Annotated in this window: 12 protein-coding genes; 7 read left to right on the plus strand and 5 right to left on the minus strand. The window is 69.3% G+C overall.

From position 1 onward, the window contains the following. Positions 1-101: 101 nt before the first annotated feature. Together GGQ61_RS01885 and GGQ61_RS01890 are read left to right on the plus strand one after the other, a co-directional pair. Positions 102-1,856 (plus strand): class I adenylate-forming enzyme family protein, encoded by a 1,755-nt coding sequence (locus tag GGQ61_RS01885; RefSeq protein ID WP_183769679.1) that lies wholly within the window; start codon positions 102-104, stop codon positions 1,854-1,856. 16 nt (positions 1,857-1,872) lie between these two features. Next, positions 1,873-2,604 (plus strand): TlyA family RNA methyltransferase, encoded by a 732-nt coding sequence (locus tag GGQ61_RS01890; RefSeq protein ID WP_183769680.1) that lies wholly within the window; start codon positions 1,873-1,875, stop codon positions 2,602-2,604. An 85-nt stretch (positions 2,605-2,689) separates the two neighbouring features. On the opposite strand, the gene GGQ61_RS01895 is transcribed toward GGQ61_RS01890, so the two are convergent. After that, positions 2,690-3,277 (minus strand): glycine zipper 2TM domain-containing protein, encoded by a 588-nt coding sequence (locus GGQ61_RS01895; RefSeq protein WP_183769681.1) that lies wholly within the window; start codon positions 3,275-3,277, stop codon positions 2,690-2,692. Positions 3,278-3,321: 44 nt separating this feature from the next. Further along, positions 3,322-3,780 (minus strand): glycine zipper 2TM domain-containing protein, encoded by a 459-nt coding sequence (locus GGQ61_RS01900; RefSeq protein WP_183769682.1) that lies wholly within the window; start codon positions 3,778-3,780, stop codon positions 3,322-3,324. A 172-nt stretch (positions 3,781-3,952) separates the two neighbouring features. Here GGQ61_RS01900 and GGQ61_RS01905 point away from each other — a divergent pair, with 172 nt between their 5' ends. After that, positions 3,953-5,239, plus strand: a complete 1,287-nt coding sequence (locus GGQ61_RS01905) for a class I SAM-dependent RNA methyltransferase (RefSeq protein WP_183769683.1) — start codon at positions 3,953-3,955, stop codon at positions 5,237-5,239. A 1-nt stretch (position 5,240) separates the two neighbouring features. Here GGQ61_RS01905 and GGQ61_RS01910 read toward each other — a convergent pair whose 3' ends face one another. Continuing rightward, complete coding sequence (locus tag GGQ61_RS01910; protein ID WP_343055985.1) at positions 5,241-6,326, minus strand: PA0069 family radical SAM protein; 1,086 nt, start codon at positions 6,324-6,326, stop codon at positions 5,241-5,243. Positions 6,327-6,405: 79 nt separating this feature from the next. On the opposite strand from GGQ61_RS01910, the gene GGQ61_RS01915 reads away from it, so the two are divergent. Continuing rightward, a complete protein-coding gene (locus GGQ61_RS01915) occupies positions 6,406-6,852 on the plus strand; it encodes a glycosyltransferase (RefSeq protein WP_183769685.1) in 447 nt (148 codons plus the stop codon). On the opposite strand, the gene GGQ61_RS01920 is transcribed toward GGQ61_RS01915, so the two are convergent. Continuing rightward, positions 6,849-8,441: a lytic transglycosylase domain-containing protein gene (locus tag GGQ61_RS01920; protein ID WP_183769686.1), complete on the minus strand. Its 1,593-nt coding sequence runs from the start codon at positions 8,439-8,441 to the stop codon at positions 6,849-6,851. The two genes, GGQ61_RS01915 and GGQ61_RS01920, sit on opposite strands and share 4 nt — an antisense overlap. 66 nt (positions 8,442-8,507) lie before the next feature. Then, on the minus strand, positions 8,508-9,326 hold the full coding sequence (locus GGQ61_RS01925) for a uracil-DNA glycosylase (protein WP_183769687.1): 819 nt from the start codon (positions 9,324-9,326) through the stop codon (positions 8,508-8,510). A 144-nt stretch (positions 9,327-9,470) separates the two neighbouring features. Between GGQ61_RS01925 and GGQ61_RS01930 the strand changes: the two genes are divergently transcribed. The 3 genes from GGQ61_RS01930 (at position 9,471) to GGQ61_RS01940 (ending at position 13,861) form a co-directional block, all read left to right on the plus strand. Then, positions 9,471-11,159, plus strand: coding sequence for an electron transfer flavoprotein-ubiquinone oxidoreductase (locus GGQ61_RS01930; protein WP_183769688.1), 1,689 nt, complete (start codon positions 9,471-9,473; stop codon positions 11,157-11,159). A gap of 107 nt (positions 11,160-11,266) precedes the next feature. Further along, the gene (locus GGQ61_RS01935) at positions 11,267-12,970 is read left to right on the plus strand and encodes a tetratricopeptide repeat protein (protein WP_183769689.1); all 1,704 of its coding nucleotides are present in this window, start codon (positions 11,267-11,269) and stop codon (positions 12,968-12,970) included. A 3-nt stretch (positions 12,971-12,973) separates the two neighbouring features. Beyond that, on the plus strand, positions 12,974-13,861 hold the full coding sequence (locus GGQ61_RS01940) for a 4-(cytidine 5'-diphospho)-2-C-methyl-D-erythritol kinase (RefSeq protein ID WP_183769690.1): 888 nt from the start codon (positions 12,974-12,976) through the stop codon (positions 13,859-13,861). Positions 13,862-13,888 lie beyond the last annotated feature (27 nt).

Below are 13,888 nucleotides of genomic sequence, written 5' to 3' on the forward strand. Positions count from 1 at the left end.
GTCGCGTCAAACGCACGTTTGCACCGGGGGCTAGGTTATGCTTGTTCACCTACGACGACGCGGGCGCGTTCAAGGCCCGCGCGAGCATTAGGAGAACGCCTATGTCCGAGGCTGTGCTGCCCGCTGGCTGGCCCGCCATGTCCATCGCCCAGGCCCATGCGCTGATCACCGCGCCTGGCTCCCCGGCCGAGATCGAGACGGTGGAGATCCGCGGCATTCCCACCCGGACCTGGAAGAACCTGCCGCCGTCGCTGCGTTCGATCGTCGAACTGGGCCGCGCCCACGGCGAGAAGGTGTTCCTGGTCTACGAAGACGAGCGCGTCACCTACGAAGCCTTCTATCGCGCCGTCTCGGCCCTGGCCCGCCGGCTGCAGGCTGACGGCGTCCAGAAGGGTGACCGCGTCGCCGTGATCATGCGTAACCTGCCCGAGTGGGTGGTTGCGTTCTACGCCGCCGCCTCGCTCGGCGCGATCGTGACCCCGCTGAACGCTTGGTGGACCGGTCCGGAGCTGGAGTATGGCCTGACCGATTCGGGCAGCAAGGTCGTGCTGATGGACGCCGAGCGCTACGAACGCCTGACCGAACACCTGCCCAACTGTCCCGACCTGGTTCGCGTCTATGTCAGCCGCTCGCGCGAAGAGATCGCCCATCCGCAGGTCACCACGCTGGAAAGCGCGCTGGGCGGCGCCAACGAGTGGGCCAACCTTCCGGACCAGCCGCTGCCGCCGGTCGATATCCATCCGGACGACGACGCCACCATCTTCTACACCTCGGGCACCACGGGGAAGCCGAAGGGCGCCCTGGCCACCCAGCGTGCGGTCAACTCCAACATCATGGCTGGCGCCGTGGCCGGCGCGCGCGCCTTCCTGCGCCGCGGCGAGAAGCCGCCGGAGCCGGATCCCAACGCCCCGCAACGCTCGTCGCTGATTTCGATCCCGTTCTTCCACGTCACCGGCTGCATGGCGGTGCTGAACCCGTCCCTGGCGGGCGGCGCCAAGCTTGTGATGATGCACAAGTGGGACGTGATCCGGGCGTTCGAGCTGATCGAGCGCGAAAAGATCCAGTCGGCCGGCGGCGTGCCGACCATCGCCTGGCAGCTGATCGAGCACCCGGCCCGCGCCAACTACGACCTGTCGTCGCTGGAGTCGGTTTCCTACGGCGGCGCGCCGTCGGCCCCGGAACTGGTCCGCAAGATCAAGGAAACCTTCCCGAAGTCGGCCCCCGGCAACGGCTGGGGCATGACCGAGACCTGCGCCACCGTCACCACCCATGGCGCCGAGGACTACGCCAACCGTCCTGACAGCTGCGGCCCGGCTGTCCCGGTCAGCGACCTGGAGATCCGCGACCCGGCCGATGGCGTCACGGTGCTTGCTCCGAACCAGGTCGGCGAGCTCTGGGCCCGCGGCCCACAGGTCGTGAAGAACTATTGGAACAAGCCGGAAGCCACCGCCCAGACCTTCGTCGACGGCTGGGTCCGCACCGGCGACCTGGCCCGTGTCGACGAGGAAGGCTTCTGCTTCATCATCGACCGCGCCAAGGACATGCTGATCCGCGGCGGCGAGAACATCTACTGCATCGAGGTCGAGAACGTTCTCTACGACCACCCTGCGGTGATGGACGCGGCTATCGTCGGCATCCCGCACCGGACCCTGGGCGAGGAGCCGGCTGCGGTCGTGACCCTCAAGCCCGGCGCTTCGGCGACGGAGGAGGAGCTCCGCGCCCACGTCGCCGAACACCTGGCGGCGTTCAAGGTGCCGGTGAAGGTGAAGTTCTGGCACGAGACCTTGCCTCGCAACCCGAACGGCAAGATTCTCAAGAACGAGCTGAAGAAGCTGTTCGTTGAGGAGCAGGCCTAACCCGCCTGAACAAGGCTTGGGCAAAAAGCGCGCGGATGTCGTCCTGGTCGAACGCGGCCTGTTCGACAGCCGCGCCAAGGCTCGGGCGGCCATCGAGGCCGGCGGCGTCAGCGTCGCCGGCCGTGTGCTTTCCAAACCTTCTGAACTGATCGAGGCGGACGCGGACATCGCCGCCGTTGCGGCCCATCCCTATGTCGGGCGCGGGGCGCTCAAGCTTGTTCACGCCCTCGACCTCTGGCCGGTCCAGGTTCAAGGCCGCACCGTCGTCGATGTCGGGGCCTCGACGGGCGGCTTCACCGAGGTCTGCCTGTTGCGGGGCGCCGCGAGGGTCTATGCCGTCGACGTCGGGCGCGGGCAACTGCATGCCAAGCTGGCGGGGGATCCGCGCGTGGTGGGGCTGGAGGGCGTCGACGCCCGCACCCTCGACCCGCAGCTGATCCCAGTAGCTCCCGACCTCATCGTGACCGACGTCAGCTTCATCGGCCTGGCCAAGGCGCTGCCCGCAGCCCTGGCGCTCGCCGCCGGCGGGGCCGACCTGGTCGCGCTCGTCAAGCCGCAGTTCGAGGTGGGCCCGGAACACGTCGGCAAGGGCGGGCTGGTCAAGGACGAGGCGGCGCGTCGCCGGGCGCTGGACGAGGTGGCGGCCTTCCTGAGCGCCTCACGCTGGGCCGTGCGCGAAGTCGCCGACAGCCCCATCGCCGGCGGCGACGGCAATCTCGAATATCTGCTCTGGGCCCAGCGGGCCTGATTCCAAAAAGGAGAAGCCGCCCGCGCGGGGCGGCGCGAGCGGCTTCCGTCCGTCGAATACGCCGACGGGCTCCCCCTTGGGAGGCTTAGTCGACGACCTGGAAGTTCCCGTTCGCGTCGGGGCAGACGCGGACGAAACGCTTCTGGGTGCGGCCGTCGGGCAGATAGATCGGGCTTTCGGCCAGGGTGCAGCCGTCCGTGGCGGCCGGACGCTCGACCACCCGATAGGGCTCGCCGCGGTCGTAGTAGCGGCGGTCGTCATACGAACGGGCGTAGTAGCCGTTGTCGGCCGGCTGGCCGTAATAGCCGTTGTAGGTCGTCTGCGGAGCGCGATACGTGCTCGTTCCGCCGCAAGCGGCCGAGTTCTTGCCGACCGCCGCGCCGCCCAACGCGCCCAGCGCGCCGCCCAGCAGGGCGCCTTCGGTGCGCGCGTTGCGGGCCGCCGCGTTCGAGCCGATCGCCGCGCCGAGCGCGCCGCCGACCAGGGCCCCGACCGTGCTGCGGTTGGTGGAGTCGCGACGGCAGGGGTCATAGTAGGTGTTGCCATAGCCGCCGCCGTAATACGGCGCCGACTGGGCCGCCGCGAAGGTGGGAATGGCGGCGGCCGAGCCGAGCGCCATGACGCCGGCCACGCCAGCAAGCGCGCTCTTGGCGAAGGTCGAACGGAAGTTCATTGCGGATTACCCCTTGAGACTGATGCGAGCTTGTTGTCGTTGATTTAGCTGCGGCCGCTCGGACGCCAGACGCCGTCACGACCCCGGCAGACCTCGTAGCTGTGGTTGCGGCCGCCGTAGTTGTCCTGCACCCAGCGGCAGTTGCTGGGCTGGCTATAGCTGCTGCGCTGGTAGTTGCTGCTCGAGCGGTAGGCGGCCGGGCGCGGGGCGGGGGCAGGGCGGTAGTTGCTGCACTTGCTGTTGCGCTTGCCGATCTCGTGGCCGGCCACGGCGCCGACCGCGCCGCCCAGCAGCGCGCCTTCGGTCTTGGCGCCCTTGGCGGCGACGCCGCCGCCGGCCAGCGCGCCGACCAGGCCGCCGACGATGGTGCCCTTGTTGGCGCTTTGACGTTGCTGGTCGCGGCACGGGTCATAGGACTGCGCCGACGCGATGCTCGGGAACGTCACGGCGGGCACGGTCACGGCCATCATCCCGGCGGCGGCGAGAGCAAGAGCACGTTTCATCGGCTTCTCCTTCATTCGAACTCGGAGGCGGCGCCGAAGCCCCGCCTGCGCTATGGAACTTGGCTGAACGAGTCTGAACGGTGCTTGAGCGCTCCGTTCATGTTCGTTCATCTTCGTTGACGCCTTATCCCGCTTGGGATTTCGGGGTCGGCGCCATCAGCGAGTTTTGAGCATGCGACGTCCCCGACCCCACCGGGCCCGACCCACCGACGCTCCTTCCGGCCCGCCGGTGGAGGTTCTGATCGAGGCCGTAGGCGGCGAAGGCGACGGCATTGCGGCAGGTCCGCTCTATGCGCCCTTCACCCTGCCGGGGGAGCGCGTGCGTCTCGCCGCCGGTCCGCAGCGGCGCGAGGTCGAGGCGATCCTGCAGGCCAGCCTGCAGCGCGTGACCCCGCCGTGTCCGCACTTCGGGATCTGCGGCGGCTGCGCCCTGCAGCACTGGGAGCACAACGCCTATCTGGCCTGGAAGGTCGAGCGGCTGATCGGCACCCTGGCCCGAGAGCGCATCGAGACGGAGGTGCTCCCGGCCTTCGCCGCCAAGCCGCACACCCGCCGTCGCCTGGCGCTCCACGCTCGCCAAGGAAAGAGGGACGCCGCGCGCCTGGGCTTCAAGACCCGCAAGTCCTGGGACGTCGTCGACATCAGCGCCTGTCCGATCGCCGACCCGGCTCTGGAGGCTGCGCTACCGGCGCTGCGCCGCCTGGCCGCGCCATTGTTCGAGCATCCGAAGTCTGCGCCGACCCTGCACGTCACGCTGACCGCCACCGGCATCGATGTCGACATCAGCGGCGTCGAGCGCAAGAGCGGCGGGCTGTCGGCCGACGCCCGCATGCGCATGGCCGAATACGCGGCGGCGGCCGATTTCGCCCGCGTCACCATGGACGGCGAGGTCGCCTACATGGCGCGTCAGCCCACCGTCCGTATCGGCGCGGCGACCGTCGCCCTGCCGGCCGGCGCCTTCCTGCAGGCGGTCCCCGAGGCCGAGGCGGCGATGGGCGCCATGGTCGTCGAGTCCGCCGTCGGCGCCGAGCGCATCGCCGACCTGTTCTGCGGCGTTGGGACCTTCACCTTCCGTCTCGCTGGAGTCGCGCCGGTGCTGGCCGCCGACGGCGCCGCACCTGCCGTCCGTGCGCTCAGCGCAGCGATCTCCACGGCGCCGGGCCTGCACGGCATCACCGCCGAGGCCCGCGACCTGACGCGTCGTCCGCTGCTGGCCGAGGAGATGAAGCGCATCGACACGGTCGTGTTCGACCCGCCCCGGGCCGGCGCAGCCGAGCAGGCCGCCGAAATCGCCCGCTCGGGCGTGGCCCGCGCCATCGGCGTCTCCTGCAATCCGGCGACCTTCGTGCGCGACGCGCGCACCCTGATCGACGCCGGCTTCACGCTGGAGCGGGTGCTGCCGGTCGATCAGTTCCTCTGGTCGCCGCACGTCGAACTGGTCGGGGTGTTCACGCGGTAGATCAGCCGCCGAACAGGTCGCCCTGGTCGCCCGACTTGGCCGGGACCTTGAACTGCGACAGGTCCAGGACGGGCAGCTTCGCGTCCAGGCCAAGGCGCTTCTTGGCCGCCTGGAAGCGCTGCGACATCAGTTCGGCGATCGGCCCTTCGCCGCGCATCCGCTTGCCCCACTCGGGGTCGTAGTCGAGGCCGCCGCGCATCTGGCGCACCAGGGACATCACCCGCCGCGCCCGGTCCGGATGGTCGGTGTCCAGCCACTCGCGAAACAGATCCTTGATCTCGCGCGGCAGCCTCAAGGCGACATAGCCCGCACCCCTGGCGCCGGCCTCGGCGGCCCGTTCCAGCACCGCCTCCATCTCGTGGTCGTTGAGGCTGGGGATCGCCGGGGCGAACATCACCACCACCGGCACCCCGGCGTCGGAAAGCGCCTTGATCGCGCCGATCCGGCGCTCGGGCGTCGCCGCCCGCGGCTCCATGCTGCGCGCCAGCCTGCGGTCCAGGCTGGTGACCGAGATCGCCACCCGGCAGAGATTGCGCCGGCCCAGCGCAGCCAGCACGTCGAGGTCGCGTAGGATCAGAGCCGACTTGGTGATGATCGAACAGGGGTGGCCGAAGCGCTCCATCACCTCCAGCACGCCGCGTGTAATCCTCGTCGTGCGCTCGACCGGTTGGTAAGGGTCGGTGTTCCCGCCGATGTGGATGAATTCGGGCCGGTAGCGCGGAGAGGAGAGCTCCTTCTCCAGCAGCCTGGCGGCGTCGGGCTTGAAGAACAGCTGGCTCTCGAAATCGAGGCCGGGGGACAGCCCCATATAGGCGTGCGCCGGGCGCGCGTAGCAGTAGATGCAGCCATGCTCGCAGCCTCGGTAAGGATTGATCGAGCGTGAGAAGCCGACATCGGGACTGTCGTTCTTGCTGATGATCGTGCGCGCGTTCTCGGGGCTCAGCGTGGTCTTCAACTGCTGAGGTTCGGCGTCCTCCACCGTCCAGCCGTCGTCGAACGCCTCGCGGGCCTGGCTCTCGAACCGCCCGCTGGCGTTCGACCGCGCCCCGCGGCCGCGGACGGTGATCTGCTGGGTGAAGGTGCTCACGGCCCGCAGCATAGGATCGGGAGCGAACAAAACAAGAACAATGTTGACGCGGCGCCCGAAGCGTCACCTTTGGATACGCATGATCTCCGTCGTCGTCTCGACCGCCAATGCCGACCGCGACCTGGCCGCGCTGCTGTCAGCGTTGGTGCCCGCCGCCGTCGACGGCCTGGTGCGCGAGGTGCTGGTGGCCGATGCCGGATCGACCGACGCCACTCTGGCGATCTGCGAGGACGCCGGCGCCGACGTCGTCGCCGATTTCGCCGCCGCCCTGCGCCGGGCCAGGGGCGACTATGTGCTGGTGCTGCCGGTGTCGCTGCGCCTGCGGCCAGGCTGGGACGAGAGCGTGCGGCGTCACCTGGAGGAGGGCGGCGGGCCGGCCCTGCTGGTCTCGCGCGAGCCGGGACTCCTTGAGCGCCTGACCGGGCCGAAACTGGCAGGCGTGCTGACACGGACGCAGAGCCTGGATGGCGTCGGCGATCTAGCCGCCCTGCGCCGCCGTGTCGGCCGCGCAGCGGTCCTCAGCTAGCGGTCGAGACGGGCGTCGACGAAGCGCGCGCCCTGGGCCAGGGCGTCGAGGGTCTTGGTGTCGAGGCCGAACTTCTTGCGATAGGTCCAGTAGCCCGCCATCACCTTCTCGACGTAGTTGCGGGTCTCCTGGCTGGGCAGGCTCTCGATCAACATCAGGCTGTCGGCCTCTTCGCCGACCATCTTCGCGGTCTTCAGCAGCGTGCCGGGGCCGCCGTTATAGGCCGCCACCGTGCGCAGGATGTCGTAGCCGACGCCGCGCTCCATCAGCCAGGTCACATAATCCTGTCCGACGCGCAGGTTGAACGCCGGGTCGAACATCGGGCTCATATCGGCCTTCAGCTTGTCGTCGCCGGCCGCACGGGCGGCCGCTTCCGGCATCACCTGCATCAGCCCGACCGCCCCAGCGGGCGAGACCGCCTGCGGATTGAAGCGGCTTTCCTGACGGACGATTGCGTAGACTAGCGCTCGGTCGATGGTGAAACCCGATTTCGGCTCCAGCAACGGGGTCGGATAGTCCGGCTCGGCGAACGAGCGACCGGCGGGCAGCGAGGCGGCGACGTCGGCGTCCGAGGTCAGCGGCGCGTTCAGCGCCAGGATCAGCGACATCCATTGCGAGCGCTCGGCCTCGGTCTTGGCCATTGCCAGCCCGGCGCGCAACTCCAGCCCAGCTTCGACCGGCATGCCGATCTGGGCAAGCGCCGTGGCGCGGTGGGCGCGGGCGTCCTCGCGGATGAACGGGGTCAGGTGGGCGCTGGGGGCTGAGGCGAACGTCGCCGGCACGATCTCGCGAGCGACGGGCGGGGGCGGGGCTTCCGAGACGCGGTCCAGCGCCTCCAGCCGCACGCGGCGCTCGGCGATCATGCCGTAGAAGGTGGTCGGATGGCGGGCTGCGAGCTTCAGGAAACCCTGGGCGCGCGTGGTGTCGCCGGTCTCCTCCAGCGAGCGCGCCGCCCAATAGGCCGCCGCCGAGCGCAGCCAGGGGTCTTCCTGCTCGTCGCGGGCGACCTGGCTGAAGAAGGTCTGGGCGACGGCGTAGTTCTTCAGCCGATAGGCGGCCAGGCCGGCGATCCAGCGCTCGCCGACGGCGGGGGCCAGATCCATCGCGGTCTGCACGTCGCCGGAATAAAAGGCCTCTCGCGCCTTGCGGGTGCGGTCGGCCGGAGCCTTGCCGGAAATTCCCTGGGCGGTGACCTCGACCCGTCGCCAGTCGGCGCCGGCCAGCAGCGGGGCCTTGAGCGGCTTGGCCAGCGCCGGCTTACGCTTGCTCGCCAGGGTGTAGATCCGCTCCGCGCCCGGCAGATCGCTGTATTGGTCCAGCCACTTGGCGAGGTCGTCATAGGTCGCGACGTGTCCGCCCGGGTGCATCAGCTGGCGGAACGCCAGGTGGCCGGTCAGGGAACGATCCTTGATCTCGGACGTCTGCATCTCGGCGTCGATGAAGTCGCCGCGGTCGACAGCGTCGAACGCAGCGGCGTAGCGCTTGGCGTCCCACGGGCTCAGGGCCTGTGGCGCAGCGTTCGTCGTTCCGGCGATGGCGGAGCAGATCATGGTCAAGACCGCGATCCGCATGCCCTTGCGTGCCCGCATGCGATCTCCACGTCGCCGCCTCTGCGCGCGGCCGACGTGACCCTCAGTTCTCGTGACGGCTAAGTCTTAAGCGCCACGGTCAGGGCGATCAAGCCGTTCGGTCAGGGTCAGAAGGTCGCTCCAGGCCTTCTTCTTGGCCCCTGGCTGGCGCAGCAGGAAGGCCGGGTGCAGGGTCGGCATGGCCGGCAGCTCCAGGTTTCCCGCCTCCGAGCGCCACTCGAACCAGCGGCCGCGCAGCGACAGGATGCCCTCGTCGCGCTTGAGCATCGACTTGGCCGACGGCGCCCCGACCAGCAGCAGCATCTTGGGCGAGACCAGCTCGATCGCGCGCTCGAGAAATGGTTGGCAGACAGCCTGTTCCAGCGCTGAAGGGGTGCGGTTGCCGGGTGGACGCCAGAACACCGTGTTGGTGATGAACACCCGGCCGTCGAGCCCCGCAGCGGCCAGCATCTTGTCCAGCAACTGGCCGGCGCGGCCGACGAAAGGTTCGCCCCGGGCGTCCTCCTCGGCCCCTGGGCCTTCGCCGATCACCAGCAGCGGCGCATCGGCCGCGCCGCGTGCGAACACCGCCTGCCGGGCGCCTTCAAATTTCAGAGAGCAGCCGTCGAATCCCGCGATGGCCGCCTTCAGCGCCTCAAGGTTCTGGGCGCCCGCGGCGAGCTGCCGCGCCTGGGCGACCGCCCCGGCGACGTCCGGACCGCCCCCAGCGCGGGATGGCGCGGGCGCCGCGGCAAGCGGCTTCTTCTCTGGCGGCTTTGGCGGCACGAACTTGCCCGCCTCGATGCGATCGATGGGCGTATCATGCAGCATGGCGTCGACGCCTGCTTCCGCCCAGAAGGCGAGGAGGCTTTCGGCGACACGATCGAAGGGCGCAGCTTGGCTCATGGTGTTCTTTAAAGAGCGTCTATAGCCGAGTTCGCGCTTGACCGCCCTTGTACAAGCTTCGGATAAGTCGCCCGACGGATCAACGCCGCGTGAAACAAAGGGGAGGGGAACCCCGGCGCGGCCATTTTGGGAGTTACGGGGATCATGAGCGAGACCATCGCCACTGATACGATTGAGCGCGAAGCGATGGAATACGACGTCGTGATCGTCGGCGCCGGGCCCTCGGGGCTTTCAGCGGCCATCCGCCTCAAGCAACTGGCCGAAGCCGCCGGAACCGAAGTCTCGGTCGCCGTGCTGGAAAAGGGTTCGGAAGTCGGCGCCCACATCCTCTCGGGCGCGGTGATCGATCCCAAGGGCATCAACGAGTTGCTGCCCAACTGGAAGGAACTCGGCATCCCGCTGGAGACCAAGGTCACCCGCGACAAGTTCGTGATCCTCGGCCCGAACGGCGACCTGGACATCTCCTGGCTGCCCTTCCCCAAGTGGATGCTGAACCACGGCAACTACATCGCCTCGCTCGGCAACGTCTGCCGCGCCCTGGCGACCCACGCCGAAGCGCTCGGCGTCGAGATCTATCCGGGCATGGCCGCCTCGGAAGTCGTCTACAACGAAGACGGCTCGGTGAAGGGCGTCGTCGCCGGCGTGTTCGGCATCGACAAGGACGGCAACCCGGGGCCCGACTACCAACCGGGCATCGAACTGCACGCCAAGTACACCTTCATCGGTGAAGGCGTCCGCGGTTCGCTGGCCAAGCAGCTCCAGGCCCGCTTCGGCCTGACCAACGGCCGCGACGCGCAGAAGTTCGGCATCGGCATCAAGGAACTCTGGCAGGTGCCGGACGAGAACTTCGAGCCGGGCCTGACGCAGCACACCTTCGGCTGGCCGCTGGACAACGCCACCGGCGGCGGCTCGTTCATGTACCACTTCGGGGACAACTACGTGGCCATCGGCTTCGTCGTGCACCTGAACTACAAGAACCCTTGGATCTCGCCCTTCGACGAGTTCCAGCGCTTCAAGACCCACCCGACCATCCGCGGCTACCTGGAAGGCGGCAAGCGCATCGCCTACGGCGCCCGCGCGATCACCGAGGGCGGCTCGCAGTCGCTGCCGCAGCTCTACTTCCCGGGCGGCGTGCTGCTCGGCTGTTCGGCCGGCATGGTCAACGTCCCGCGCATCAAGGGCAGCCACAACGCGGTCAAAAGCGGCATGATGGCCGCTGAGGCCGCCTTCGAAGCGATCCAGGGCGGCCGCTCCAGCGACGAGCTCTCTGGCTACGAGGACGCCTACAAGAAGTCGTGGGTCCACAAGGAGCTGTGGGCGGTCCGTAACTTCAAGCCGCTATGGTCGAAGTTCGGCACGATCCCCGGCATCGTGCTCGGCGGCGCCGACGCCATGATCGCCAACATGTTCGGCGGCTGGTCGCCCTGGGGCACGATCAAGCACGGCAAGTCCGACGCGGAGTCCACCGGCTTGGCCAAGGACTACAAGCCGATCGTCTATCCGAAGCCGGACAACGTGTTCAGCTTCGACAAGCTGTCGTCGGTGTTCCTGTCCTCGACCAACCACGACGAGAACCAGCCGGCGCACCTGAAGCTCAAGGATCCGAGCATTCCGGTGAACGTAAACCTGCCGCGCTACGGCGAGCCGGCGCGTCTGTTCTGCCCGGCCGGCGTCTACGAGGTGCTCTACGACGAGGCGGGGAACAACCCGAAGTTCCAGATCAACTTCCAGAACTGCGTCCACTGCAAAACCTGCGACATCAAGGATCCGTCGCAGAACATCAACTGGACGACGCCGCAGGGCGGCGACGGGCCCAACTACCCGAACATGTAAGACTGAAGGGGGCCCTCGCGGCCCCCTTTTTCTTTGGGCTGGCGAATTCATCCAAGTTCGTCGAGCACGCCTTGAACTCGCCCCCGAAAGCGCCGAGTTTCCCAGCCATGCGCCGTCTGCTTGTCGCCCTCGCTCCGCTGCTCCTCGTCACCGCCTGCGCCACCGCGCCCCAGGACGTCGCCTGGACGCCGCCCGTCAATGACGGCATGGGCGGCTCGGCCTACGGGGCCTTCCTGGCCGGACAGGGCGCGCTCAACGATGGGGCCGGCGCCGAGGCGGCCGCCTATTTCGAGCGCGCGGAGCTTGAGGGCGGGTCCAGCGACCTTTTGCGCGACCGCGCCTTCACCGCCGCCGTGCTGGCCGGCGACATTCCCAAGGCCGCCGCTCTGGCGCCCGACGGCGTCGACGCCTCCGAGGCCACCAAGCGGCTGGGCCAGCTGGTCATCGCCGTCGAGCTTATGGCGCAAGGCAAGGGCAAGGAGGCGCACGCTGCGCTGTCGGGCGACGCCATCGGCTTCCCGCACCGGGGCGCAGCGGCGCTGCTTGCCCCATGGGCCGCCGCCATGGCCGGCGACACCGAAGGCTCGCTCGTGCGGCCTGAGATGCGCGGCGATCGCGTCGTCGATTACTTCGGCCAGCTCGGCCAGGCCTGGCTCTACGAGCGGGCCCGCCGCTACGACGAGGCCGAGACCGACTTCAAGGCCCTGACGGGCGGCGACGCACCCGGCGACATCGCCGTCCAGGCCTATGGCGCCTTCCTCGAACGCCGCAACCGCCGCGCCGACGCGGTCGCGCTCTACGATCGTTCCTTGGCTGTCACCCCCAACAACGAGAACCTGATCGCCGCCCGCGCCCGCGCCGCGGCCGGCAAGTCGGCCCCGGCTGCGCCGAACCTGCGCCAGGGCGCGGCCCAGGTGCTGGTGGCCCCAGCCGCGACCATGCTGGCGGCCAAGCAGGAACAGCTCGGCCTTGCCTATCTGCGCTTGGCCTTGCGGCTCGACCCCGGCCGCGACACCGCCTGGCTCATGGTCGGCGACATCATGGAGGCGGCCGGCGACGTCGACGGCGCCCGTGCCGCCTACGGCAAGCCAAAGCCCGGCTCGAACGAGTACAGCGCCGCGCGCAGCAAGCTCGCCTGGAGCTACCAGAACGCCAAGCAATCGGACGTGGCGCTGAAGATGGCCCAGGAAGCCGCAGCGAGCGGCGACGCCGAGGCCAAGCTCACCTATGCCGACCTGCTGCGCGCCAACGAGCGCTACGATGACTCCGCCCAGGTGCTGAGCGGATTGATCGAGGCCAGCTCCACCCCGGACTGGCGCTTGCTCTACATGCGCGGCGTCGCGTACGAGCGCGCCGGCCATTGGCCGGAGGGCGAACGCGACCTGAAGGCGGCGCTGGAACTGCGCCCGGATGAGCCGGAACTGCTCAACTATCTCGGCTATACCTGGATCGACCGCGGCGAACGCTTGGCCGAGGCCCTGGGCATGGTCGAGCGGGCCGTGGCCGCCAACCCGCAGTCGGGCGCGATGGTCGATTCGCTCGGCTGGGCCCACTATCGGCTCGGCGACTACAAGAAGGCCGTCGACCTGCTGGAACAGGCGGTCGAACTCGAAGCCGGCGATCCGGAGATCAACAACCACCTCGGCGACGCCTACTGGCGCGTCGGCCGCCGCATCGAGGCCGAGTACCAGTGGCGGCGCGTGCTGACCCTGGATCCCGATCCGAAGATCAAGGCCGATGTCGAGGCGAAGCTGGCCTCGGGCCAAGGCCCGAAGGGCCCGTCGGCCGCGCCGCGCATCGCCGGCCAGTAACCGATGAGCCGGATCGCCTTCGCTCCGGCGAAGATCAACCTCTTCCTGCACGTCGGCGCGCCGGGCGGCGACGGCTACCATCCGCTGTGCAGCCTGATGGCCTTCGCCGACGTCGGCGACCGCGTCGTGCTGCACGAAGCGGATTCTTTGTCTGTCCGTGTCCACGGCCCGTTCGGCGGCATGCTGGCGGGCGAGGGCGACAACCTCGTCCTGCGCGCCGCGCGCGCCCTGCTGGCCCGAGCGCGCGGCCCCCAGCCGCTGGTCGGACTGTCCCTCGAAAAGCTGCTGCCGGTCGCCGCCGGCCTCGGCGGCGGCTCCAGCGACGCCGGCGCGGCTTTGCGCCTGATGCGCGCCGCGCTCGGTGTGCAGGTCGACGATGTGGAGCTTGAGGCGATCGCCGCCTCGCTCGGCGCCGACGGCGCGGCCTGCCTCTGGGGCCGCCCGGTGCTGGCGCAGGGGCGGGGGGAGCTGCTGACCCCGGCCCCGCAGATGCCGACTATCGAGGCGGTTCTGGTCAATCCGCGGGTCGAGGTCTCGACCCCGGCCGTCTACCGCGCCTTCGACGCGCTCGGCGAATTCGGCGACGTCGCGCCGCCGCCGATGCCGGCCGCCTTCGAGAGCGTCGAGGAACTGGCCGCCTGGCTCGGCATGATGCGCAACGATCTCCAGGTCCCGGCCGTCGGCCTGGCGCCGGAGGTCGGCGACGTCCTGGCGACGCTCTCTGAGGAGCGCGAGACCCTGATCGCCCGCATGTCCGGCTCGGGGGCGACCTGCTTCGCCATCTGCGCCAGCGACATCGAGGCCGACGCCCTGGCCGCGCGGGTCGACGCGCTGCGTCCGGACTGGTGGACCGTCCGCTGCCGGCTCGGCGGACCCTGGCCGGACGCCTGATCCGTCGACGCTGAAACGAAAACGGGG

Origin of the sequence: Phenylobacterium haematophilum (assembly GCF_014196295.1) — a bacterium.
GTDB lineage: Bacteria > Pseudomonadota > Alphaproteobacteria > Caulobacterales > Caulobacteraceae > Phenylobacterium > Phenylobacterium haematophilum.